The following is a 23,232-nucleotide window of genomic DNA, read 5'->3' as shown; positions in this document are numbered from 1 at the left end:
TATCACGCCTCTGCTGCCATCGCCGCTTCGCGCACTTCGGCTTCCTCGACGCGCGTCCCGTTGAAGAAGGCATTGAGCAAGACCGCCGAGATGGTCGCCAGAAGGATGCCGGATTCGACCAGCGGGTGGATGGCGTGCGGCAGCCACATCTTGAAGTCGGGCGCGACCAGCGGGATCATGCCGAGGCCGACCGATACGGCGACGACGAACATGTTGTTGCGCTGCGTCTTGAAGTCGACATTGGACAGGATGCGGATGCCGGTGGCGGCGACCATGCCGAACATCACCAGCCCTGCCCCGCCGAGGACGAAGGTCGGCAAGGCTTCGACCAGCGCGCCCATCTTGGGCACCAGGCCGAAAATGACCAGGATGACGCCGCCGGCCACGCAGACGAAGCGGCTCTTGATGCCGGTGACGCCGACCAGGCCGACGTTCTGCGAGAAGCTGGTATAGGGGAAGGTGTTGAAGATGCCGCCGATGACGGTGCCGAGACCGTCGGTCCTGAGCCCCGCCGACAGGTTCGGCTGGGTGATCTTGCGGCCGGTGAGGTCGGAGAGCGCCAGGAACATGCCGGTCGATTCGATCAATATGACGATCATCACCAAAGTCATGGTGAGGATGAGCACCGGATCGAAGATCGGCATGCCGAAGCGGAACGGCGTGATCAGCGCGAACCAGTGCGCGTCGGCGACCTTGTCGAAATGCATCATGCCGAGTGCGGCCGTCAGGACACCGCCGATGATAATGCCGAGCAGGACCGCGATGTTGGCGACAAAACCCTTGCCGAACCTGGCAATCAGCAGGATCGAGGCGAGCACCACCGCCGATACCGCGATGTTGGAGAGCGGCGCATAAGCGGCGTTCTCCACCGTCGGCGCCAGCGCCAGTTTTGCCGGAATGGCGGGAATGGTGGAGCCGGCAGCGCCGGCCATTTCGGTAACCTGCTTCAGCCACTCCGCATGTTCGGGCGCTACCAGCCGCGGCGCGGTCGGGCCGACCGGCGTGCCAAAAATCCAGTTGATGCCCACGCGCATCAGCGAGGCGCCGATGACCACGATGATGGTTCCAGTCACCACAGGCGGGAAGAAGCGCAGCATGCGGCTGGCCAGCGGCGCGATCACGATACCGATCAGGCCGGCGCCGATGATGGCACCGAACAGGATGCGGGCGCCGTCGGGGCCGGGATTGGTGTTGGCGATGGCGACCATCGGGCCGACGGCGGCGAAGGTGACGCCCATCATCACCGGCATCTTGATGCCGAACCATTGCGTGGCGCCGAGCGACTGGATGATGGTGACGATGCCGCAGACGAACAGGTCGGCGGAAATCAGGAAGGCGACCTGCTCGGGATCGAGCTTGAGGGCGCGACCGACGATGAGCGGCACGGCGATGGCGCCGGCATACATGACGAGGACATGCTGGATGCCGAGCGCGGCAAGACGCGGCGCTGGCAGCACCTCGTCCACGGGATGCGTGGTTGATGACATGACGGTGTTCCCATTATTTGCCCGGCGGTTCCCTGGCCGGGTTCCCTTCGCTTGAAGGATATTGCAGGATCGTTCCGCAAGGTGGATTCCACCACCCAAGAATTAATTGAAATAGTCGCGTGATTTTCATGAAAATAGTGACCTGGAACATCAACGGCGTCAGGGCCCGCATCGGCAACCTGCTGCATTGGCTCACCGAAAGCGCGCCCGACATCGTCTGCCTGCAGGAAATCAAGTCAGCCGACGACCAGTTTCCACGGCTTGAGATCGAGGCGCTGGGCTACAATGTCGAAACGCTCGGCCAGAAAGGCTTCAACGGCGTCGCCATCCTGTCGAAGCTGCCCTTCGACGAGGTGAACCGCGGGCTGCCCGGCGACGACGCCGACGACCACGCGCGCTTCATCGAAGGCGTGTTCTCGATCAAGGACGACAAGGGCAAGAAGACCGCGCTGCGCGTCGTCTCGCTCTATCTGCCCAACGGCAACCCGATCGGCACGGAAAAATTCTCCTACAAGCTGGCGTGGATGGAACGGCTGGAGCGCTGGGCGGCGGAGCGGCTGGAGTTCGAAGAGCCGATGGTGCTGGCCGGCGACTACAACGTCATTCCCGAGGCGATCGACGCGCGGTTTCCGGAAAACTGGGTCACCGACGCGCTGTTCCAGCCGGAAACCCGCCAGGCCTTCCGCCGCCTGACCAGCCTCGGCTTCACCGAGGCGGTTCGCGCGACGACCGACGCGGCGGGCGTCTACACGTTCTGGGACTACCAGGCCGGCGCCTGGCAGAAGAACAACGGCATCCGCATCGACCATCTGATGCTGTCGCCGGAAGCCGCCAACCGGCTTGCCTCGGCCTCGGTCGAAAAGCATGTCCGCGCTTGGGAAAAGCCCTCCGACCACGTACCGACCGCGATCGAACTGTCGCTTCAGGCGGCCTGATCAATTATATAATCGCAGCAGTCGCCTACACCTGTTATCCGGGCATGCTGCATGAAGCCTGTCCCTGCATTCCAGGCAATTTGCGTTGTGGCGTCGCTGGCAGGCACGCCGGCAAGCCAGGCCTTCGAAACCAATCCTCTCTATCGGATCGCGCAGCAGACCTTTCACGCATACCGGTCCCACGATGCAAGGGCGTTTCGCGCGCTGCTGTCGCCGGCGCTGTCGGAACAATATTCGGACGGAGATCTATCGAACCTGCTCACCCAATGCACCAGGCACTTCGGCGATCTTACCAGCCTCAACTTCGCGGCGCCGGGAGCGCCAGACCATGCTTCCTTCTCGGCCGCTTCGATAAGAGGCACGGTGAACATGATCCTGGAGGTCGACGCAGCCGGGAGGATCGTCTTCTGGAAATTGTGGATGGACGAGAAGGAGTGTGCGGTCGCCGAGGAGTGATGTCGGCCGGCGGCTGCTTGCGATCTATCATATGAAACCCGACGGCGTTTGGCTTCGAATTTTACTGCCACCGATACCTTTGTGCGAAAAATCACATACGGCTTCCCCGAAACAAGGGAGTGTGAATACGCGCGAGACAATCGCGCGGACGCTGATCTGGAAGAGGAGACGCGGCGTGGGTGACATCTTGAACTTCGAGCCGAAACGAGGCGGCAGGAATTTGCGGAGGCGCGGTGGTTCCGCAAGCGCCGTCGTCATCATTTTCTCCGGTGTCCGCTATGAGCGGCTGACCGACGAAAACACGAAAATGCGGAGCAAAGGCAAGTCGGGACGATCGCTTGCCAGCACCAACCCGGCAACAACTCATCAGTAGACCCTCACTCGTCGCCGCCCTGTTGAAAGTGGTAGCCGGACGGCTTGCGGGAAACCTATAATGGCTGCTTTCGATCCAAGCGCGGAAGCAGCAATGGGTGGCGGTGCAACGATGCTCTCCTCGCTGAAGGCGTGGGCGCGAAACATCAAGCGGGACGTGGTTGCACTCTGGTTGGCTTCCCGCGATCCGCGGGTACCCTGGCATGCGAAGCTCGCGGCCGCTGCCGTTGCCGCCTACGCGCTGAGCCCGATCGACCTGATACCGGATTTCATTCCCGTGTTCGGCTACCTGGACGACCTGATCATCGTGCCGCTCGGCATCCTGCTGGCGATAAAGCTCATTCCGGCGACATTGTTTGCCGAGTTCCGCGAGCAGGCGGTCCGCAGCGAACAGCGCCCCACAAGCCGTGCGGGGTTGCTGTTCATCGTGGCAGTCTGGGTTGTCGCAGCCGCATGGTTGGCCTGGTTTTTCTGGCCGCATCGCGGTCGCTGAATTTCATACAGATCCGTACGCCACCCGATCCCTCGTGCAAGTCGTGAGCCGGCATGGTAATCTCGGCCCATGAAGGCGTTGACGGGATCCTGCCTGATTGCCTTTGCGGCTCTTGCAGCCTCGCAAGTGCCGGCCGCCGCCGAGTGCCAGTGCCGGGCCAATGGCCGCCAGTTCGAGCAGGGACAGCTTGCCTGCCTGAAACTGCCGGGCGGCACGCAACTCGCCCGCTGCGGCATGGAACTCAACAATTCATCGTGGAAGAAAGTGCAGGACGGCTGCCCGAGCGCTGCAACCGGTGCGGCCGGTGGATCGTGGGTTTCGGCGGCGCTCGACGTGCTGCGCGATCATGCCCATCCGCCGGCTACAGGCGCATCGCACCATCACCGCAAGGCGGCCATCGAATAGGCTAAAGCGTGTCGCGCCGAATAGGATTCGGCGGCCGCGCTTTAAATTCCTTGATTTGATGCATGTCGTTATCCCGCAACCGAGGACACTTTCGGGCGACATGCATTATTGGCCGAAGCCCAACGCGGAACCTGTATCCGCCGCGGCGGGACCGCCGTTGACGCCTGGCGCCGCCGGTGCGGCGATTTCCCTGTCGCCGCCGCTGTTGCCGCCCGGCCCCTTGGTGAGGATGTCCTCGGCCAGGGCGATGGCGGTACGGCGATCGGATTCGGCGGCCAGCGAGAACGCCTCTTCCTGCATCGAGCGTATCCAAGTGCGGTCTATCGGATTGGCGCGTTCGAGTGCTGCTGTCATCATAGCGAGGCCGCGCACCACCTTGCCGCTCTGGAACAAAAGGTTGCCCAGCGTTGCCTGGGCGCCGGCATGGCCCTTTTCCGCGGCGAGCTGGAACCAGCGGCCGGCCTGGCGGACGCTGGCCTTCATGCCGCCCTCGCCCTTGAGGAACATGTTGCCCATTTCATACTGGGCGGCCGGGTTGCGGTAGTTCGCCGCCGCACGCATGTACAATTCCTGCGCGGCCGCCGGATTGGCCTTCACCGGGCTGCCGGGAATGCCGGTCTTCAGATAGTCGCCAAGCGCCACCAGCGCGTCGGAGACGTAGCTTTCGTCCGGGCTGCCGGGTTCGACATCCTGCTGCGCGATCTCGTTGAAGAACTTGAACGCCTCATAGTCGTTGCGGGCGACGCCGTCGCCTTGCGCATACATGCGGGCGAGCTTCCAAGTGGCGCCGATCTGGCCGTTTTCGGCGGCATAGCGGTAAGCCTCGACGGCCTGCTCCTTGTGGCCGCTCTTGTAGGCGGAGAAGCCGAACTTGAACACCGCCCACGGGCTGGAGCGCTTCGGCGCCTCCTCCTGTGCGAAGGCGCCGCCGGCAAAGCCGAGCGTCGTCGCGGCGACGAGAGCCGACAGGACTGCTGTCCTTATGGTTTCAGATGTCGGCATAACAATGCGTTTCTTTCACTCCACCGGGATGGGTGACCGCGCCATCCCTGGCCGGACCCACAGTCTGCGCATATTTCCACAGCGCGCCCGACTGATAGTCGGTGCTGCGCGGCTTCCAGCCCTTGGCGCGGGCTGCCAGTTCTTCGTCGGACAGCGCCACCTCCAGGATGCCCGACACGGCATCGATGGAAATGATGTCGCCATCCCTCAGCAATCCGATCGGACCTCCGACAGCCGCCTCGGGGCCGACATGGCCGATGCAGAAGCCGCGTGTGGCGCCCGAGAAGCGCCCGTCCGTTATCAGGGCGATCTTGCCGCCCATACCCTGGCCATAGAGCGCGGCCGTCGTCGACAGCATCTCGCGCATGCCCGGGCCGCCCCTGGGGCCTTCATAGCGGATGACGAGAACCTCGCCTTCCTTGTAGCTGCGGTTCGTCACCGCCTCGAAGCATTCCTCTTCGCTGTCGAAACAGCGTGCAGGGCCGGAAAACTTCAACACGGCCATGCCGGCAACCTTCACGATCGCGCCTTCAGGGGCCAGGTTGCCCTTGAGGCCAACCACGCCGCCGGTCACGGTGATCGGCTTGTCGGCCGGACGCACGACATCCTGTTCATCGTTCCAGCGAACGTGCTCCATGTTTTCGGCCAAAGTACGACCTGTCACAGTGAGGCAGTCGCCGTGTAAGTAGCCGTTTTCCAACATGGTTTTCATGAGAAGCGGGATGCCGCCGGCCTCGAACATGTCCTTCGCCACATATTTGCCACCAGGCTTGAGGTCGGCGATGTACGGGGTCCTGGCAAATATTTCGGCAACGTCGAACAGGTCGAACTTGATGCCGGCCTCGTGGGCGATCGCCGGCAGATGCAGCGCCGCATTGGTGGAGCCGCCGGTGGCGGAGACGACGGCGGCGGCGTTCTCGAGCGACCTGAGGGTAACAATGTCGCGCGGCCGGATGTTCCTGGCGATCAGTTCCACGACCTTTTCGCCGGACGCGAAGTTGAAGCGGTCGCGCATCTCGTAGGGGGCCGGCGCGCCGCAGGAATAAGGCAGCGCCAGGCCGATCGCCTCGGCGACCGTCGCCATCGTGTTGGCGGTGAACTGGGCACCGCAGGACCCGGCAGACGGACAAGCCGCCTGTTCGATTTCCAGCAGTTCGGCGTCATCGATGGCGCCGACCGAATGCTGGCCGACCGCCTCGAACACATCCTGCACGGTGATCTGGCGGCCGCGATGGGTGCCGGGCAGGATCGAGCCGCCATAGATGAAGATCGACGGAACGTTGAGGCGCACCATCGCCATCATCATGCCGGGAAGAGACTTGTCGCAACCGGCCAAGCCGACCAGCGCGTCGTAGCAATGGCCGCGCATGGTGAGTTCGACGCTGTCGGCGATGACATCGCGCGACACCAGCGACGATTTCATGCCCTGGTGGCCCATGGCGATGCCGTCGGTAACCGTGATGGTGCAGAACTCGCGCGGCGTGCCGTTGGCGGCGGCAACGCCCTTCTTGACCACCTGCGCCTGGCGCATCAGCGAAATGTTGCAGGGTGCGGCCTCATTCCAGCACGATGCGACGCCGACCAGCGGCTGGGCGATCTCGGCGGCCGAAAGGCCCATGGCATAAAGGTAGGAACGATGCGGCGCACGCGCCGGTCCTACGGTCACATGCAGGCTGGGAAGCTTGGCCTTGTTGATTACCCTGGCGTCCATCTATGTCCTTGCCGCCCACCGCGGCACCCTCATGCCGCGAAAATCGAGATACGCGCACAAGGACAGCCTTTCGGGTGCGCTTGGTTTATGGCGGGAAATGGGCAAATCGGGCACGCGCCCCGGCGGGCAGATCGCATCTTGGGGCAGTGTTGCGGAATCGTCACATTTGAACGGACGGCACAAAGAACGAACGGTGCCGCTTCACGACGGACGCGACGCGGCGCGGCACCTACCACCGGACACAAAAAAGCCGGGCAGAGCCCGGCTTTTTTTATTCAATTCGTGTTGCTTACCATTTTACCTTGAGCGTCGCCGAAAGCGCGCTGACCAGATCGTTGTCGAAGTCGTAGGTCACTTCTTCGCCGTAGGTGATCCCGTCCTTGGTTATCGGGCCGGCCGAGCCACTGGTCAGGATGCCGAGTGCGCCGGCAAAGCGGAGTTCGACGTTCTGGGTCGGCGTATAGGAAACGCCACCACCGAAGGTCCAGGTGTCGGTTTGCGCGCTGAGACCAGTCGTCGTGCCGCGATCCCAGGTGATGCTGGCAGCGCCGCTCCACTGGTCGTTGAACTTGTGGCCGACGCCGCCGGAAACCGTCCAGCCGTCGCGATAGAGCAGGTCGAGCGAGGTGACGAACGTCGGGCTGCTCTGTACGCAGGGAATAGCCTCGGTGCCGACCGGGCAGAGATCCACGGACTGCAGCCGGCTCCAGTTGACCCACTTGATCGAACCGAAGGCAAGCCAGTCGGGCGCGATGCCGGACTGAACCTTCAATTCGACGGTTTCGGGCATCGTCGCCTGGCCGAAAACGGGCGTCACTTTGCCGAGCACCGGGTTTCCCGGAATAATGAAACCGGGAATTTGTGTCAGGTCGACCGTACCGGACAGCCCGTCAAGCTTGACCGCCGAATTGTAGACCAGGCTCGCGCGGAACGCGATCTCGGGAATCTCGTATGCCGCGCCGATGCGCCAGCCCACGCCCTCATCCCCCAGGTCAAGGCGACCGATACCATTGCCGAACGCCGTGGTACCGGTCAGCGTAGGCACCGGCGCGACGAGACGTTCCTTGAAGCCATCCACTTCCTGGTAGAAGACACCGCCAAGCACGCGGAACTGACCCTTGCCCGCGTCCATTTTGTAGGAGCAGGTCGCGGCGTAGTTGTCGCTGTTGATCTTGGTTTCGATGTTGTCGTTGGCGCCCATCCAGTTGGCGCCCGGATTGGTGTGGGCGCCCCAAGGCTGCGAATAGTCGACCATACAGTCGACACTCTGGCCGATGCCGGCCTTCAAGCCGATGCGCGGCACCCAGTAGTCCTCGGTGTCGCTGACACCGTTCCTCGCTCCGCCGCCGATTCCATTCGACCCGATACCATTGGCCGGGTTGATATCGACCACATTGTTTAGCTTGCGGTCCGGCATGACATAGGTGCCGGACGCCTCGGCCGCGAACGGCGACGCATCGAACAAAAGGTCGATGTTGTAGCCACCGCGCTCCAGGCCGCCGGCATTCGCCGCGCCTACCATCGCAACCAGTCCGCAGCCTGCCCCCAGCAGCGATTTCAAAAGATTGTTCATGAAAATTCTCTCCCCGAATTCCGTAAACGTAAGCTAGAACCAATTCACCCGATGCGTGCAACCGGGATTTTGAGACGAATTGGTTTCCAGGAACCAAAGGAGGCGCGAGGCCGGCTCGGGGGTCGAACTCAAGGGCTCAAAAATGCCGTTTTGTGGCGCAGCTTGCCGGAAAATAGTCAATAAAACCGGCGCAATGCGTGCAAAAAACGCCCGTTATCGGCCCGTTTTGGCCCATTGTTACATTATGGCAACAATACGGCTAAAAATTGCACCAGGCCCTGCATCTAACGTAGCGGTATGCCTATTTGACAGGCAAAAAGGCCTGCCTTCCGGTAAGGAAAGGCAGGCTCAGAATCACTTCAGAAAGTGCTCTCAATCGGCGTCGCGAAGCCGCGACAGCGCCGCCTGCAGCTTGTCCTGCGCTTCCTGGTATTCGGAGAGTTTCTGGCGCTCGGCCGCCACCACGTCCTCCTTGGCATTGGCGACGAACTTCTCGTTCGAGAGCTTCTTCAGGATGCGGGCGATTTCCTCGGTGACCTTCGCCACTTCCTTCTGCAAGCGCTGGGCTTCGGCCTTCAGGTCAATCAGGCTGCCGAGCGGCAGGCAGACGGTCGCCTCGTTGACAACGATCTGCGCCGACCCCTTCGGCGCGGCGGTCTCGTGGGTGATGTCGCCGACGCGCGCCAGGCGCCTGATGGCGGATTCGTGCCGTTGAAGCCGTTCGCGCGTCGCGTTGTTGGCGCCGACCATGACCAACGGCGCGATTGCCGCGGGCGGCACGTTCATTTCCGAGCGCACCGACCGGACACCTGAAACCAGATCGACCAGCCAATTGATCTCGGCCGCCGCCTCGGCGTCCTGGAAACTCGGCTGCGGCCATGCCGCGTGGCAAAGCAGCGTCGCGCGCTCGCGGCCCTCGCCGGCCGTATGCGCCCAGAGTTCCTCGGTCATGAACGGCATGAACGGGTGCAGCAGTTTGTAGATCTCGTCGAGCACGAAGGCGGCGACTGCCTGGCTCTCGGCCTTCGCCGCTTCGTCCTCGCCCATGAAAACGGGCTTCAGCAGCTCGAGATACCAGTCGCAGAACAGGTTCCAGACGAAGCGGTAGGCAGCGCCCGCCGCGTCGTTGAAACGGAACGACGTGATGCCGTCGGTGACCTCCTTCGTCGCCCGCGTCAGCTCGGTCAGGATCCAGCGGTTGATGGTGAGCTTGGCATCGTTGAGCCAGAACGCATCGTTGCGCGCCACGCCGTTCATCTCGGCAAAACGCGTGGCGTTCCAGAGTTTTGTCCCGAAATTGCGGTATCCGGCGATGCGGGCGGGGTCGAGCTTAACGTCCCTGCCCTGCGCCGCCATGATCGACAGGGTGAAGCGCAGCGCATCGGCGCCGTACTCGTCGATCAGTTCGAGGGGGTCGATGACGTTGCCCTTCGACTTCGACATCTTGGCGCCGTTCTTGTCGCGCACCAGCGCATGCATGTAGACCGTGTGAAACGGCTCCTCGTCCATGAAGTGCAGGCCCATCATCATCATCCGGGCGACCCAGAAGAAGATGAGATCGAAGCCCGTCACCAGCACGTCGGTCTGATAGTAAGTGTCCAGCTCCGGGGTCTTTTCAGGCCACCCCAGCGTCGAGAACGGCCACAGCGCCGAGGAGAACCATGTGTCGAGCACGTCCTCGTCGCGGGTGAGTATCCTGCCGGGTTCGAAGTTCTCGAGCTGGTCCTCGACCCATGCCTTCCACGGCCCTTCGAGCGCCAGATAATATTCGACGGCGGCGGCAAGCGCCTCTTCCTCGGTCTTCTCCACGAAGACACGGCCGTCGGGTCCATACCAGGCGGGAATCTGGTGACCCCACCAGAGCTGGCGCGAGATGCACCAGGGCTCGATGTTCTCCATCCATTGGAAATAGGTCTTTTCCCAACTGCCTGGTATGATCCTGGTGCGTCCTTCGCGCACCGAGGCGATCGCCGGCTTCGCCATTTCGTGCGCGTTGACGTACCACTGGTCGGTGAGGAACGGCTCGATCGGCACGCCGCCGCGATCGCCATGCGGCACGGCATGCCTGTGCGGCTCGACCTTTTCCAGGAAGCCGCCGGCCTCCATCATCTCGACGACAAGCTTGCGCGCCGCGAAACGATCCTGGCCGTGCAGCGCCGCAAGCGTCTTTTCCAGCTCGGGCGTCGAATCAAGTCCTTCGAGGAAGTCCTCGTTTTCGTTGAGATTAATCGCCGCGTCGACGGTCATGATGTTGATGGCGCGCAGCTTGTGGCGCTTGCCCACCTCGAAATCGTTGAAGTCGTGCGCCGGCGTGATCTTGACCGCACCGGTGCCCTTCTCGGGATCGGAATATTCGTCGGCGACGACCCGGATCTTGCGGCCGACCAGCGGCAGGATGACGTTCTTGCCGACGAGATGGCTGTAACGTTCGTCCTTCGGATGCACGGCAACGCCGGTGTCGCCCAGCATGGTTTCGGGGCGCGTCGTCGCGACGGTGATGAAGGTCTTGGGGTTCTCCGGGTCGAATTTCTGGCCTTCCACGGGATAGCGGAAATGCCAGAGATTGCCGTTGACCTCCTGCTGCTCGACCTCGATGTCGGAAATCGCCGTCTGCAGCTTCGGATCCCAGCTGACGAGGCGCTTGTCCTTGTAGATCAGTCCCTGCTTGAAAAGCGCGACGAAAACCTCGATCACCGCCTTCGACAAGCCCTCGTCCATGGTGAAGCGTTCGCGCGACCAGTCGGCCGACGCGCCAAGGCGCTTCAACTGGTTGAAGATGATGCCGCCGGACTCGGCCTTCCACTCCCACACCTTGTCGATGAATTCCTCGCGGCTGAGATCGCGCCGGTGGATCTGCTTCTCCATCAGCTGGCGTTCGACAACCATCTGCGTGGCGATGCCGGCATGATCCATGCCCGGCTGCCAGAGCACGTTCTTGCCGCGCATGCGCTCGAAGCGGATCAGGATGTCCTGCAGCGTGTTGTTGAGCGCATGGCCCATGTGCAGGGAGCCGGTGACATTGGGCGGCGGGATGACGATGGTGAAGGGCTCCGCGCCTTCGGCGGCACCGGCACCGGCGCGGAACGCGTCGGCATCTTCCCAGAGTTTGGCGATCTTCGGTTCGACGGTCTTTGCGTCGTAGGTCTTCTCAAGCATCGAAACTGTCCGCAAATGTCGGGAAACTGGCTGGCCGCTGTAAATCGGAAGGGCGGAGGCGAGTCAACTGTGCCACTCCCAAACGAAAACGCCGCCTGGCGGCGGCGCGTTCCATGGCCGGTGAAATACTGGGCTAGCGCACGCCGCGCGCCACCCTTTCGATCTCTTCGCGGACAAGCCGCTCGACCAGCACGGGAAGGTTGTTGTCCAGCCAGTCCTGCAGCATCGGCCGCATCATTTCCTCGGCCAGTTCGTCGAAGCTCTTCTTGCGGGTGGCAGCGAAAGCCTCGGAAAGTTCGCCGAAGGCGGCGGCGACCTGACGGCCGGTGTGTTCCGAGAGGATCGCCGTCTTCGGCGATTGCTGCTGAGGCGGCGTCCACCGGGTTTCGTCCAGCGCGGGCTGCCGGCGGTCGAACGCCGTATCGGGCGCCACGAACGCGGACTCTTCGGCCTGATCGTCCTCCTGGAGCTCATCCTCGATGTCGAGATCGGCGGCAAGCTCGTCCACGGTATCGAGCGGTTCCTGCGGTTCCGGCTGCTCGACGATGGGCGTCGGCGCCTCAGTGTACGTCTCGCGCGCGATCTGGGCCTGCACCTCGGCAAGCGTCACCGGCTTCTTCTCGGCCACGACCTCGGGTATGGCCGGCTGCCCGGCTGCTTCAGGTTCCGGCGCGCTGCGCAATTCGGCGCGGAAGGCGTCCACGTCGACCACCGAGCCAGTCGCCGGTTGTGCCTCCGGTGCTGCCGGCTCGGGCGTGCCCTGCCCTGCCGCCTGCGGTTCATCGCCGGGACTACGGACCGTATCGCTGTCCTCGATGATCCGCCGGATCGATGCGAGGATTTCTTCCATGGAAGGTTCGCGCTGCGCGCTGCTTGCTTGTGCCATCGTCACATCCGCCGCCCTTGTGACCAGTTGTTCGCCGCATGATCCTGATCCGGAAGGCGTGCAACCTTCCCGGAACCATGCCGACACGGAACCGCCCACTAAAAAATCAGGTTCCGAATCAATGACAAGCGTACCCGACGGACCGGGACTAGAGAATCCCCCATCTCGAGGCTTTGGTGCTTTCGCACAAGATAGAAGCTTGGCGCTGAAGCGAAGCGATCAGCGGCCGTCGGGGGTCCTGAGGCCGTACCACTTGTCCTTGACGGCGTTGTAGTGCTCTTCCGGCCTGTATTCGGCCACCTGCAGGGAAAGCCTGCGGGCCGACAGGTTGCCGACCGCCGACAGGATGGCGTAGCTCGCCACCACGACGTTGCGCTCGGCCTCGACCAGCGAGATCTGCGCGTTGATCACGTCGGCCTGCGAATCGAGCACGTCGAGCGTCGTGCGCTGGCCGACGTTGCGCTCCTCGATCACGCCTTCCAACGCCAGCTGGGCGGCGGAGACCGTTTCCCGGATCGCCGATACGTTCTCCGCGGACGCCTGATACTGGGACCAAGCGGAGGTGACGGCGGCGCGGACCTGATCGCGGCTGACATCGACCTCGATGCGCGCCTGGCCGAGCGACTCCTTCGACTGACGGACCTGCGCCGATGTCCGGCCGCCCTGGTAAATCGGCACTGTCAATTGCAGGCCGATGCCGGCGGACGTCGAGCGGCCATTCTGGCCCGTCGTGTCCGGCGAACTGTCGCGATAGGCTTCCGAGACGCCGGCGGAAGCCGAGACCTGAGGCAGCAACTGGCCTTCCGTCGATTTGACGGTGAAGGCTGCCACGTCGACCATACGCTCGGTAGCGACGATCGCCGGATGCTGCTCTTGTGCCAGGGCCATCGCCTGTTGAAGGCTTTTCGGCAGCAGTTTGGCCAGCGGCGACGGCGCCTTCAGCGAATTCGGTTCCTCGCCGATCAATTGCCGGTAGATGGCTTCGCTCGACTTGGCCTGTGCCCGCGCAGCGGCCAATTGCGCGACAGCCGCCGAACGGCTGGCGTCGGCCTGGGCGACGTCTGTCCTGGTGCCTTCGCCGACATCGAACCTGGAGCGCGCCGCGCGCACCTGCTCGCTCAGGAATTGCAGGTTGCGCTCGCGCAGGACGGCGATCTGCCGGTCGCGGATCACATCCATGTAGGCACTCGCCGCGTCGAACAAGATCAGTTGTTCGTCATTCTTGAGGCTCTGCTGCTGCGCCAGAACGCGGGATTCGGCGGCGGCGACGTTGTTCTTGGTCTGGAAGCCGTCGAACAGGGTCTGGCGGATCTCGACGCCGAACGAGCCTGTCGTCAGTTCCGTCGTCCGATGGCCGAACTCAGGGCGCGAATGCGTGTTGGAATAGTCGATCGTGGCCGAACCGGTGATGGTCGGACGATAACCGGACTTGGCGATCGCCACGCCCTCGTCGGTCACCCGCACCCCGGCGCGCGCGGAATTCAGCGTCGAATTCAGCTGATAAGCCTTGGCAAGCGCGCCACTGATCGTTTCGGCGAAAGCGCTTGCGGGAGCAAGCGCGGTGGCCGAAGCTAGAAACGCGGCAAACATACCGGTACGAAACTGGGACACGACTTACCCTCTCAATTCGTTTTCATGGGAGCGACCCGGTACCTGCCAGACGACAGATGTCCTGATCCCTCATGCCCCCCGCTGAACCGAGCCGATGGCCCACGCGCTCAGCAACGACCGTCCAAAACCCTCGCGCCAAAATGGTTGTTCATCCATCGTGGCGCAAGGAACTAAAATTCAAACGCCGCGATTCTTTCGAATCCCGGCAGCGGCCTTACTGCCGCATTGAAGGCGCGGCGGCCAGTTACAAATCCGTTGTCCTTCAGGTATAGCCGCGCGACGCCGGCATTGCCGCGTCCCTCGACGGTGACCAGCCGGCCGCGTTCCTTCAACTGGTCGAACAGCGCCTGCGGGATTTCGTCCACCGCGCCGCCGACAAGGATGACGTCGTAAGGCGCATTCTCGCGATGGCCCTCGGCCAGCGGTCCGGCCACGACCTTGACGTTGTCTTGGCCAAGGCCGGCCAGCGTGGCGGCGGCGCGTTCGGCCAGCCCGGCATCGCTTTCCAGCGCCACGACCGACGCGGCAATCCTCGAAATGACCGCCGACGAGTAGCCAGTACCGCAGCCGATATCGAGCACGCTGTCGCTCGCTTCGATTTCGGCGAGCTGCAGCAGTTTGGCGAAGGGCGACGGCTCCATCAGGTAACGCGCCGGCCGGCCCTCGGCGGCGGCAACGATCTCGAGATCCTCGTCGATATAGGCGAGTTCGCCCAATCTGGCGTCGACGAAGGCTTCGCGCGGCACGGAGCCCATTGCAAGCAGGATCGCCGAATTGGTCACGTCGGTCGTGCGGATCTGGCCGTCGACCATCTTCACGCGCATCTCGGAATAGTTGGCGCTCATCTTCCCTGCCGGCCGTTTGCGCCCGAAAAGGCGCTTTAAATCCGTTTAGAACGCTGCTGCCGCCGGAGCGTCGATCGACGCCCGGAGCAACTCGAGGCACGCCCGGAAGGCGTCTTCCCAGCGTTCTGTCAGAAGCGGGTTTGGCAAAATTGCCCTTAACAGTCAATCAATCACTTGGCAGGCGGCCCATCGCACCAAAAGTGTCCGGAGCGCCGTGACAGACCGGCAACAGTTTTTGATTAAATTGCTGATTTAGCGGATTCCGGCAGCGCGGTCGCGGCCGGTCTCTCCCGTGGCCCCGGACCCGCCCTGACGGTACACTTTCTTGTAGACCACGGGATCGGTCTCGCGCGCCGTCCAGGACGCATAGCCGCTGCCGTCATTGGCACAGCCGGCGAGAAAAAGGCCAAGAAGAATAAAAACGATCGATTTCAAGCGCGACACTCCAGATCAGCGACCCCGCGACCATAACCTGCGATTGGCGCTTAAAACAGACATGGGATGTATTTTGACGGTCCGGCGCACGCTGCCGGGACGAGAGGGCTGGAGGCCTCGCCCGGAATCGAACCGGGGTGCAAGGATTTGCAGTCCTCTGCGTAACCACTCCGCCACGAGGCCTCGCCGCTCTGTGCGGCTTCAATAGGTTGCCGCAAAATGCGCGTCAAGCGCACCGTGCGGCATCCGACCGGTTATTTGCCCTGCTTTGCCCGCTGGCGCTTTTCCCACCAGACGATCGTCCTGCGCCGCAGTCTGCGAACCACATGGAATTCGTAGGAGAGAATCAGGAGGCCGAGCGGAATCATCCAGAAGCCGAGCACCGGCAGGAAACCCAGGAAGCCGAAGAAGACCAGCAACACCCCGATCAGCACACGCAACGCGCGCGAACGCGGCATGTGGAACCGGCGGCCGAAAACGTGGATGGTGCGGTGGGCGGGCGCGCCCCGGGCGTGATTCCGATCGGTCATTGCTCGTTCCGTCGCCGGGCGGAACCGGGAGGCTGGTTCCGATGGTTCGTCGGCTGGTTGCCCGACATATGATGCCACCGCCAGCCGGATGCCAGCAAGCCGCGCCAAAAAGCCTCAAAAAATTGCGGAATGCCGCTTTGCAAAGCGGAAACGGGTTTGCTATAGGCAGCCTCGTTCATGCGAGCGCCAATGTTCCCCGGTAGCTCAGTGGTAGAGCAACCGGCTGTTAACCGGTTGGTCGCTGGTTCGAATCCGGCCCGGGGAGCCAATCTTTTCAAGCCTTTAGCTCAACTGTCCAAGGGCACCGGAGCCCCCCGGGGCAACTTTTGGGGCAACATTCGACAAAATTCACGAAGCCGTGCCCGAACCCTCTATCTCGCCCGCTGCCTTCAGGTTGGCATTGCGCTCCAATATCTTGACCATAATCCATCCGTCGATTTCCGGCTCAAGAAACTCGATTCGGTTCTCGCCGATCGCGATGCTATGAGGGAACTTCCCTTCTCGCATCAAACGATAGATCTGGGACTTGGAGTAGGAGATGCCCTTGACTTCTTTCAACTCCTTCATCGTCAGTAGTCTTATGGATTTTCTTTGACGTCTCATCGCTGTTCCGCGGGTGTGTGTTGTTCTGCCCGCGCTCCCTGGCCATTCTTCGGATCATTCCCGATATTAACAGCCGTCCGGTTTGGCTTTCCGGTCCCCATCACGGGGATCGCCGCTCAGAGGCAGAAGGCGTAGCGCGAGCCGCCTCATTCTCCTGAACATAGAATTTGTAGCTCCTGCCAGCGAACACCATAATCCGCCGGCTTCCGCGAGTGCCTATGTCACCTCGGATGGTAATTTCGAAATAGCCGTGTCTAACTACGTCCGCCATTTTAGCTTCCAGCCAATCCATCATCTCGCGGAACTGGTCCGGCTTTCCATTTTCCATTTCAAACCTCCCAGCAGAGGACCCAGGTGTTTCACTGTGTCCGTCGCCGCCATGGGTCCAGCGGTCCGGCTAATAGCCTTCAGGCCCGGAAACGCTGTCTGGCACACAACGGCCCGTCGAAATCATCAACCTGGGATCGTGCAGTCTTTCGCTCGTTCAGGGTCTCCGTAACTCAGCCGACAACTAATATCGGCTGGATCGCGATCTTGCCGATTTTAGATCAAAAATCAAGCCGGCACTAAGTATATCTCAATTGATCCGAGCATCTCTCGCGCAACTCACCCAATGAAGCGAGCAAATTTTGTGCCTGCTCTGACCAATCCGCTCCGATGAGAAATGATATAGCGTGAACTTACACACGTCATTTAATATCATGATCATTTATTTATCGCATATTTCGTAATTTTTTCCAGAGAATCCTTGTGACGTCTTTTTTAGCTTCGGAAATGTACTCAAGACTTAGCGCCAATGAGAAAATGATTTTAAATTTTTTGTGAGCATCATGATTTTTTTACGAGCACCATGCTCGCGTCATAACTATTCTGACGCCTGGATGGATTTTTCGAAATTCTCAGGCAATCCTTCAGAGTCGCATGTCCTGGAATTGTGGTCTTTTGTAACCAACAAGCAATTCAGCAAGTTTTATGTTTGGGTGGTCCGACGCGACTATCGGCTGGGGACTGACAGCTGGGCTAGCGGCCGGCCCATCGATTCGGTCCGAATGCTGTGTAAATCGCCTCGTTTATATCTAGTCTGGCGACCTGACGGCGGACGCCAGTTTTAGGCCTCCGACCTAATTTGAATCCTGTTTCGGGTTGCCTTTTTATATCCAAGTCCCGCCAACCCTTGGCTCCCCAACACCGGCCTGATCACGAGCTATGGACGGCATTCGGCTTCAATGGAAATCCCTCGGCTTTACCCTGATCGTGTCGATGTGCAGATCAGGAATGTAAATGTCGCGCGGTTTCGTGCCCCTTGACGGCAATCCGCGTGAATCCGGTGTCGGGCTGCCATGATGAAATTCGTCACCGCTGCCGTGGGGGAGCCGGAACCCTGCATCACGTTCTCCAACACTGGCAAGTTCTCCCGACAGGTCCTTGAGATGCCGAGCGACCAGATGGACAACGTCACCTTCGCGCTGGATGCGGCCGCGGACCGACAGCATGCTCGATCCAAGAATCGTTCGACGGTTCTTCTCGAAAACCTGTGGCCAGATGACGAGATTGGCGATGCCAGTCTCGTCTTCTATGGTGATGAACATGACGCCCTTGGCGGATCCCGGGCGCTGCCTGACAAGGACGAGGCCCGCAGCCTCCAGCCATTGCCCGTCGCGTGCCCGCATCGCCGCGGCACAGCTTACGATACGGCGTTGCGTAAGGTCGCCGCGAAGAAAACTCACCGGATGCGCCCGCAACGTCAGCCCCACATGTCCATAGTCTTCCACGACTTCGCCACCCGCCGTCATTGGCCGCAACGGAACTGCAGGCTCGTCAAGTTCAGGCACAGCCGCCTCCCGGGCCGAGGCCGCGGCAAACAGCGGCAACGGCTCGTCCCTCAACGCCTTGATTGCCCAAAGCGCCTCGCGACGGGCCAGCCCCCGCGACGGACGAAACGCATCAGCTTCGGCCAATTGCACCAGGGAAGCAGTTCGGACAGCAGCACGACGCCAGAGATCGTCGACGGACGCAAATGGCACATCGGCGCGCGCCGCGACGATGGTGGCGGCATCGTCGTTGGTGAGGCAGCGGACCATTCGCAGCCCCAGGCGAACCGCGAAGCTATTATCATCTCCAGTCGGTTCCAACGTGCAGTCCCAACGGGAGGTGTTGACGCACACCGGGCGAACATCGACACCGTGCTCGCGCGCGTCTCGCACGATCTGGGCTGGCGCGTAAAACCCCATCGGCTGCGCATTGAGGAGTGCGGCGCAGAAGACGTCGGGGTGATGGCATTTCATCCATGACGAAGCGTAGGCGATCAGTGCGAAGGACGCCGCATGGCTTTCGGGAAATCCATAGGACCCGAATCCTTCGAGTTGCCTGAACGTCTTTTCGGCAAATTCACGCTCATAGCCGTTGGCGATCATCCCGGCGATAAGCTTGGCACCAAACTTCGAGACACCGCCAGTGAATTTGAAGGTCGCCATCGATTTTCGGAGTTGGTCGGCTTCACCCGGAGTAAAGCCGGCGCATTCGATCGCGACGCGCATGGCCTGCTCCTGGAACAGCGGGACACCCAGCGTCTTGCCGAGCACCTTTTCGAGCTCTGGCTTCGGATAGTGGATTTCTTCTTTGCCCTCGCGACGACGAAGGTAGGGATGGACCATGTCGCCCTGGATCGGGCCGGGCCGGACGATGGCAACCTCGATGACCAGGTCGTAAAAGGTTCGTGGCTTCATGCGCGGCAGCATCGACATCTGTGCCCGGGATTCGATCTGGAAGACGCCGAGTGTGTCAGCCTTGCGGATCATCGCGTAGGTCGTTGGGTCTTCCTGCGGGATAGTCGCCAGATCGTGCGCGACGCCCTTGTGCTGCGCCAGGAGATCAAACGAACGTTTCATGCATGACAGCATGCCGAGCGCCAGGCAGTCGACCTTCATGAAACGCAGCGCGTCGATGTCGTCCTTGTCCCATTCGATGACCTGGCGGTCCTTCATCGCGGCCGGTTCGATCGGAACCAGGTCGTCGAGACGATCGTGGGTCAACACAAAGCCACCCGGATGCTGCGAAAGGTGCCGGGGTGCACCCATCAGTTGCCGCGCCAGATCGAGCGCCAGCCGAAGACGGCGATCACCGAGATTGAGATTAAGATCCTCCGCGTGCTTCGGCTCGACGCCTTCTTCCGACCAGCCCCAGACCTGCGATGACAGCATCTTGATCAGGTCCTCGGGCAGACCGAGTGCCTTGCCGACATCGCGCAATGCGCCCTTAGCACGATAGCGGATCACGGTGGAACAAAGGGCTGCGTGATCCCGTCCATAGGTGTCGAACACCCATTGCATGACGATCTCGCGCCGCTCGTGCTCGAAATCGACATCGATGTCGGGAGGTTCCCTGCGTTCCTCCGACACGAAGCGCTCAAACAAAAGATCGTTGATGTCTGGGTCGATCGAGGTGATGCCGAGCACGAAACAGACTGCGCTGTTGGCGGCCGATCCGCGACCTTGGCACAGGATGTCCTGCCTGCGAGCAAATCGCACGATCGAATTGACCGTCAAGAAGTACGGTGCGTATTCCAGCCGTTCGATCAGTTGCAGTTCATGCTTCAGTGACGCGACGACCTTGTCCGGCAAGCCTTCAGGATAGCGTTCTGCTGCGCCTTCCCAGGTGAGCTTTTCCAGCGCCTGTTGTGGGGTCAGTTCGAGAAACGTCCGCTCCTCGGGATATTGATACTTCAACTCATCAAGCGAAAAGCGGCAGCGGTCGGCGATTTCGCGTGTCCGAGCCAGAGCTTCCGGATAGCGGCTGAACAGGCGCGCCATCTCGTCGGACGGCTTGAGGTAGCGATCGGCATGGCGCTCGCGCCGGAATCCGGCATCGTCGATGGTGCAGTTGTGCCTGACGCAAGTCACGACATCCTGCAGCATGCGGCGTTGCGGAACATGAAACAGCACATCGTTGGTGACGACCGTCGGCACACCAGCCATCACAGCGAGGTTGGACAGTTGGTGGATCCTGAGCTGGTCGTTCGGGCGACGGCGGAGCGTCAGCGCCAAATAGGCACGGTCGCCGAAAGCCTCCCCCAGACGGCGAAGCCAAAAAGCGCAGTTGTCGTCCGGCTGATGCGGAATGAGGATGGCGATCAATCCTTCGCCGTAGGCAACGACGTCCTCCCAATGCAGTGTGCATTTGGCTTTGCCCGCCCGTTTCTTGCCGAGCGAAAGCAGCCGGCAGAGGCGAGAATAGGCAGCGCGGTCAGTTGGGTAGACCAGCAGAGAAATGTCTTCGACAAGGTCGAGGCGACATCCGACGACAAGCCTGACACCCGTGGTCCTTGCCGCCTCATGGGCGCGAACGATGCCAGCAAGACTGTTGCGGTCGACAACGGCAAGTGCTGACATTTCCATCACCGCGGCCTGTGCAAACAATTCCTCACACGAACTCGCACCGCGCAGAAACGAGAAGTGCGACGTGCATTGCAGCTCGACATAACGATGGGTCGTCATCCGAAGATTCCATGCAGGAACCAGCGGTGCGATCCGGTTGCCGCATCTTCGCCGTCGCCGGCGCGATAAATCCAGAAACGCTCTCCCCCATCGTCCTCGACCTGAAAATAATCGCGAACGGCTTCCAATTCCGCGTCGCGTTTCCACCACTCGCCGAAGACGCGCTCAGGGCCATCGGCGCGCCTGACGCGGCGGCGGATGCCGCGCCAGGTGAAGCTTGCGGGGGGATGGTCAGGCAGCAACGCCAATGCCTCGATCGGCTCTGGCAATGGAAGCAGCCGTGCTGGCCGCGGCCAATGATCCGGCCAGGATTCTCCGACGTTGGGCGCGGCGGGTGCTACCCGCCTGACCGAGCGTTCGGGAACGTCGCTAGCGACCGGCGCGAAACGGTAGAGGTGCTCTTCGCCGACGCGATTGGAGAGCGTATCGATCAACCCGGAAATCTCGACCTCGGGTTCTTCGATCAGGGACGAAATTGTCTGCTTCGCGAAAAGCGGTTCAGCCAAGGGTGCTGCCAGCCGCATCAGTTCGATGCCGAAACCCGGATCGATCTTCTCGATCCTATCGCACAGCAAACGCGTCAGGCGCTTGGCGTCACGAACGGGCAATGCCGTACCGATGCGGATTGCCTCAATACGGTTGTCGACCCGATGCAAAAGGAGATCGAGGCGTCGCGCACCTTGTCCTTTCGCCTCCAGTTCACGGCACAGTCCTTCGACGAGTTTGCCGATGTATTGTGCGATCGTCTCGGCGGCACTGATCGGCTCGCCGAACGCTCGGCGGACCTCGATCGCATCCGGCTGCCGCAGTGGGTCGATGGGTTCAGCGAGTTGGCCCAAAGCCTGATCGAGACGCCGCCCGAGTTCGGGGCCAAAGCGCAGTGTCAGCGGGGCCCGCGGCAGCGCCATGACCTCGCCGATCCGCTCGAAGCCGAGAACGCGCAAACTGTCGACGATCTCATGCGGCAGCCGAAGGGCTGCGATCGGCAGGTCGGCAAGTGCGGTGCTAATACCGCCTGAAAGAACCAGGCTGGTTGGTCGCCTGACGAAGCGCGCCACGGCATGGGCCGCCCCCCAGGTATCGGCGATCGCTGCTCGTGCTGCCAATCCGGCGCTGCCGCATCGTGCGACCAAATCCGCCAGCATCGCCTGTTCGCCGCCGTGAAGATGGTCGGCCCCTGTGGTGTCGATCACCAAGCCGTTGGGAGGGTCGGCAGCGACCACGGGCGCATAGCGCCGCAGCGCCCACAAAGCGAGCCGATCCAATGCATCGGCATCGGCTGCGGGCTCGGCGTCCATGACAATCAAGTCAGGCACCAATGCCTTCGCTTTCGTCGCGGGCATGCCAACCCGCAGACCTGCGTCAAATGCGGTGCGGTCGGCAGAAACCACCACCCGTCGCTGCCCATCCCGCCCCACAAGCACCAAAGGCTTATCAGGCGGAAGCGAGGCGACGCCCAATTTCCTTCTGAGCCGGTCGGTCGACCAGCTTGGAAGGAAGAGCGAGACGACCCTTGGCATCACAGGCTTCCACTTCAAGATCGAGGGTTTCGCCGGTACGACTGCGGATCAGTTCAAGCTGCCATCGCGCACGCCCGATACCTGGGACGGGAAGCGGTCGTGACGGCAGAACTGATACCCGCCAACGGGTGACCGAAGCCGTCGGCTGCCCGAAATCGGTGGCCTCAACCTGGCGACGCCAGCGACGGATGGCGATGCCGATTGCACCGGATCTTTCGGCGGCAAGCTGCAATCGTCGCGACGACGTCATCGAAAGGCGCGCCACTTCCGCCACAACCGCGCCCAAGCCGACGTGCCGAAGCCCTTCTTCGAAACAGGCCAGAACCGATTTCTCGTCGCCTGCTTCGACATAGATCACACGGTCCGGAGGTAGCCCGGCTTGGGCGATCGCGGGCGCGAACAGATCCGGCCGCGTCACGCACCACAAAACCTTGCCGCGCGTTCGTGCCGCGATTCCAGCGGCAAATAGCGCCGCGGCCGCGCCATCGAGCGCGCCGTTGCCGCCACCTGCCACCTCATGCAGTGCGCCGAGCGTCAGTCCGCCTTGGGGAAGACGTCGGTCCAGTTCTTCGATTCCGAAGGGAAGCACGGCCCGGCGATGGCCCTTGCCGCCTTCAAGGTTTCGAATCTGCTCCTGCAGAGCTTCGATAATGGAATGGTTCTCGGCACCACGCATGCCCTTTTCAACTCGCCCGGCCTGTTGTATGTTCCCTATTTGT

Annotated in this window: 19 protein-coding genes and 2 tRNA genes; 5 read left to right on the top strand and 16 right to left on the bottom strand. The window is 61.8% G+C overall.

Features of this window, described 5'->3' with window-relative positions; translation table 11 throughout:
* Positions 1–2: 2 nt before the first annotated feature.
* Positions 3–1,487 (bottom strand): nucleobase:cation symporter-2 family protein, encoded by a 1,485-nt coding sequence (locus tag OHD58_RS26740; protein WP_263806675.1) that lies wholly within the window; start codon positions 1,485–1,487, stop codon positions 3–5.
* Positions 1,488–1,615: 128 nt separating this feature from the next.
* Here OHD58_RS26740 and xth point away from each other — a divergent pair, with 128 nt between their 5' ends.
* Together xth and OHD58_RS26730 are read left to right on the top strand one after the other, a co-directional pair.
* Positions 1,616–2,422 (top strand): exodeoxyribonuclease III, encoded by an 807-nt coding sequence (xth, locus tag OHD58_RS26735; protein WP_263806674.1) that lies wholly within the window; start codon positions 1,616–1,618, stop codon positions 2,420–2,422.
* Between the two features lie 51 nt (positions 2,423–2,473).
* On the top strand, positions 2,474–2,878 hold the full coding sequence (locus tag OHD58_RS26730) for a hypothetical protein (RefSeq protein WP_263806673.1): 405 nt from the start codon (positions 2,474–2,476) through the stop codon (positions 2,876–2,878).
* 27 nt (positions 2,879–2,905) lie between these two features.
* Here the strand turns inward: OHD58_RS26730 and OHD58_RS26725 are convergent, their stop codons facing one another.
* A complete protein-coding gene (locus OHD58_RS26725; protein WP_263806672.1) occupies positions 2,906–3,136 on the bottom strand; it encodes a hypothetical protein in 231 nt (76 codons plus the stop codon).
* A gap of 226 nt (positions 3,137–3,362) precedes the next feature.
* Here OHD58_RS26725 and OHD58_RS26720 point away from each other — a divergent pair, with 226 nt between their 5' ends.
* Positions 3,363–3,743 (top strand): YkvA family protein, encoded by a 381-nt coding sequence (locus tag OHD58_RS26720; RefSeq protein ID WP_263806748.1) that lies wholly within the window; start codon positions 3,363–3,365, stop codon positions 3,741–3,743.
* Between the two features lie 69 nt (positions 3,744–3,812).
* Positions 3,813–4,148, top strand: coding sequence for a hypothetical protein (locus OHD58_RS26715; protein ID WP_263806671.1), 336 nt, complete (start codon positions 3,813–3,815; stop codon positions 4,146–4,148).
* 105 nt (positions 4,149–4,253) lie between these two features.
* Here OHD58_RS26715 and OHD58_RS26710 read toward each other — a convergent pair whose 3' ends face one another.
* From OHD58_RS26710 to OHD58_RS26665, 10 genes are all read right to left on the bottom strand, one after another.
* A complete protein-coding gene (locus OHD58_RS26710) occupies positions 4,254–5,150 on the bottom strand; it encodes a tetratricopeptide repeat protein (protein ID WP_263806670.1) in 897 nt (298 codons plus the stop codon).
* The gene (gene ilvD, locus OHD58_RS26705) at positions 5,137–6,861 is read right to left on the bottom strand and encodes a dihydroxy-acid dehydratase (RefSeq protein ID WP_263806669.1); all 1,725 of its coding nucleotides are present in this window, start codon (positions 6,859–6,861) and stop codon (positions 5,137–5,139) included. The genes OHD58_RS26710 and ilvD overlap by 14 nt, the downstream gene beginning before the upstream one ends.
* 289 nt (positions 6,862–7,150) lie before the next feature.
* Entirely contained in the window at positions 7,151–8,434 is a 1,284-nt protein-coding gene (locus tag OHD58_RS26700; protein ID WP_263806668.1) for an OmpP1/FadL family transporter, read from the bottom strand.
* A 372-nt stretch (positions 8,435–8,806) separates the two neighbouring features.
* On the bottom strand, positions 8,807–11,590 hold the full coding sequence (locus tag OHD58_RS26695) for a valine--tRNA ligase (protein WP_263806667.1): 2,784 nt from the start codon (positions 11,588–11,590) through the stop codon (positions 8,807–8,809).
* 133 nt (positions 11,591–11,723) lie between these two features.
* On the bottom strand, positions 11,724–12,476 hold the full coding sequence (locus OHD58_RS26690) for a PopZ family protein (RefSeq protein ID WP_263806666.1): 753 nt from the start codon (positions 12,474–12,476) through the stop codon (positions 11,724–11,726).
* Between the two features lie 219 nt (positions 12,477–12,695).
* Entirely contained in the window at positions 12,696–14,087 is a 1,392-nt protein-coding gene (locus tag OHD58_RS26685) for a TolC family outer membrane protein (RefSeq protein ID WP_412177301.1), read from the bottom strand.
* 170 nt (positions 14,088–14,257) lie between these two features.
* On the bottom strand, positions 14,258–14,932 hold the full coding sequence (locus tag OHD58_RS26680; protein ID WP_263806665.1) for a protein-L-isoaspartate O-methyltransferase family protein: 675 nt from the start codon (positions 14,930–14,932) through the stop codon (positions 14,258–14,260).
* A gap of 252 nt (positions 14,933–15,184) precedes the next feature.
* Positions 15,185–15,367: a hypothetical protein gene (locus OHD58_RS26675; RefSeq protein WP_263806664.1), complete on the bottom strand. Its 183-nt coding sequence runs from the start codon at positions 15,365–15,367 to the stop codon at positions 15,185–15,187.
* A 109-nt stretch (positions 15,368–15,476) separates the two neighbouring features.
* Positions 15,477–15,550: transfer RNA gene (locus OHD58_RS26670), tRNA-Cys, on the bottom strand.
* 71 nt (positions 15,551–15,621) lie between these two features.
* Complete coding sequence (locus OHD58_RS26665) at positions 15,622–15,897, bottom strand: PGPGW domain-containing protein (protein WP_263806663.1); 276 nt, start codon at positions 15,895–15,897, stop codon at positions 15,622–15,624.
* Positions 15,898–16,090: 193 nt separating this feature from the next.
* Between OHD58_RS26665 and OHD58_RS26660 the strand changes: the two genes are divergently transcribed.
* Positions 16,091–16,165, top strand: a tRNA-Asn gene (locus OHD58_RS26660).
* A gap of 80 nt (positions 16,166–16,245) precedes the next feature.
* On the opposite strand, the gene OHD58_RS26655 is transcribed toward OHD58_RS26660, so the two are convergent.
* The 4 genes from OHD58_RS26655 to OHD58_RS26640 all read right to left on the bottom strand — a co-directional run bounded on the left by OHD58_RS26655 (position 16,246) and on the right by OHD58_RS26640 (position 23,189).
* Positions 16,246–16,464 (bottom strand): AlpA family transcriptional regulator, encoded by a 219-nt coding sequence (locus OHD58_RS26655; protein WP_263806662.1) that lies wholly within the window; start codon positions 16,462–16,464, stop codon positions 16,246–16,248.
* Positions 16,465–17,723: 1,259 nt separating this feature from the next.
* Positions 17,724–20,993: an error-prone DNA polymerase gene (locus OHD58_RS26650; protein WP_263806661.1), complete on the bottom strand. Its 3,270-nt coding sequence runs from the start codon at positions 20,991–20,993 to the stop codon at positions 17,724–17,726.
* Positions 20,990–22,513, bottom strand: coding sequence for a Y-family DNA polymerase (locus OHD58_RS26645; RefSeq protein WP_263806660.1), 1,524 nt, complete (start codon positions 22,511–22,513; stop codon positions 20,990–20,992). Before OHD58_RS26645 ends, OHD58_RS26650 begins: the two co-directional genes overlap by 4 nt.
* Positions 22,428–23,189 carry an ImuA family protein gene (locus OHD58_RS26640; RefSeq protein ID WP_263806659.1) on the bottom strand — a complete coding sequence of 254 codons (762 nt, stop codon included), beginning with the start codon at positions 23,187–23,189 and terminating at the stop codon, positions 22,428–22,430. The genes OHD58_RS26645 and OHD58_RS26640 overlap by 86 nt, the downstream gene beginning before the upstream one ends.
* Positions 23,190–23,232: the final 43 nt, after the last annotated feature.

Source organism: Mesorhizobium sp. ZC-5 (assembly GCF_025753855.1).
Lineage (GTDB): Bacteria > Pseudomonadota > Alphaproteobacteria > Rhizobiales > Rhizobiaceae > Neomesorhizobium.
The sequence above is the reverse complement of the archived record's forward strand: the minus strand, read 5'-3'. Positions and strand labels throughout refer to the sequence as shown.

Bases quoted from the DNA above. Each gene is read 5' to 3' on its own strand.
- OHD58_RS26740 (WP_263806675.1), bottom strand. From the start codon at position 1,487: ATGTCATCAACCACGCATCCCGTGGACGAGGTGCTGCCAGCGCCGCGT.
- xth (WP_263806674.1), top strand. From the start codon at position 1,616: ATGAAAATAGTGACCTGGAACATCAACGGCGTCAGGGCCCGCATCGGC.
- OHD58_RS26730 (WP_263806673.1), top strand. From the start codon at position 2,474: ATGAAGCCTGTCCCTGCATTCCAGGCAATTTGCGTTGTGGCGTCGCTG.
- OHD58_RS26725 (WP_263806672.1), bottom strand. From the start codon at position 3,136: ATGACGACGGCGCTTGCGGAACCACCGCGCCTCCGCAAATTCCTGCCG.
- OHD58_RS26720 (WP_263806748.1), top strand. From the start codon at position 3,363: ATGCTCTCCTCGCTGAAGGCGTGGGCGCGAAACATCAAGCGGGACGTG.
- OHD58_RS26715 (WP_263806671.1), top strand. From the start codon at position 3,813: ATGAAGGCGTTGACGGGATCCTGCCTGATTGCCTTTGCGGCTCTTGCA.
- OHD58_RS26710 (WP_263806670.1), bottom strand. From the start codon at position 5,150: ATGCCGACATCTGAAACCATAAGGACAGCAGTCCTGTCGGCTCTCGTC.
- ilvD (WP_263806669.1), bottom strand. From the start codon at position 6,861: ATGGACGCCAGGGTAATCAACAAGGCCAAGCTTCCCAGCCTGCATGTG.
- OHD58_RS26700 (WP_263806668.1), bottom strand. From the start codon at position 8,434: ATGAACAATCTTTTGAAATCGCTGCTGGGGGCAGGCTGCGGACTGGTT.
- OHD58_RS26695 (WP_263806667.1), bottom strand. From the start codon at position 11,590: ATGCTTGAGAAGACCTACGACGCAAAGACCGTCGAACCGAAGATCGCC.
- OHD58_RS26690 (WP_263806666.1), bottom strand. From the start codon at position 12,476: ATGGCACAAGCAAGCAGCGCGCAGCGCGAACCTTCCATGGAAGAAATC.
- OHD58_RS26680 (WP_263806665.1), bottom strand. From the start codon at position 14,932: ATGAGCGCCAACTATTCCGAGATGCGCGTGAAGATGGTCGACGGCCAG.
- OHD58_RS26665 (WP_263806663.1), bottom strand. From the start codon at position 15,897: ATGACCGATCGGAATCACGCCCGGGGCGCGCCCGCCCACCGCACCATC.
- OHD58_RS26655 (WP_263806662.1), bottom strand. From the start codon at position 16,464: ATGAAGGAGTTGAAAGAAGTCAAGGGCATCTCCTACTCCAAGTCCCAG.
- OHD58_RS26650 (WP_263806661.1), bottom strand. From the start codon at position 20,993: ATGACGACCCATCGTTATGTCGAGCTGCAATGCACGTCGCACTTCTCG.
- OHD58_RS26645 (WP_263806660.1), bottom strand. From the start codon at position 22,513: ATGCCAAGGGTCGTCTCGCTCTTCCTTCCAAGCTGGTCGACCGACCGG.
- OHD58_RS26640 (WP_263806659.1), bottom strand. From the start codon at position 23,189: ATGCGTGGTGCCGAGAACCATTCCATTATCGAAGCTCTGCAGGAGCAG.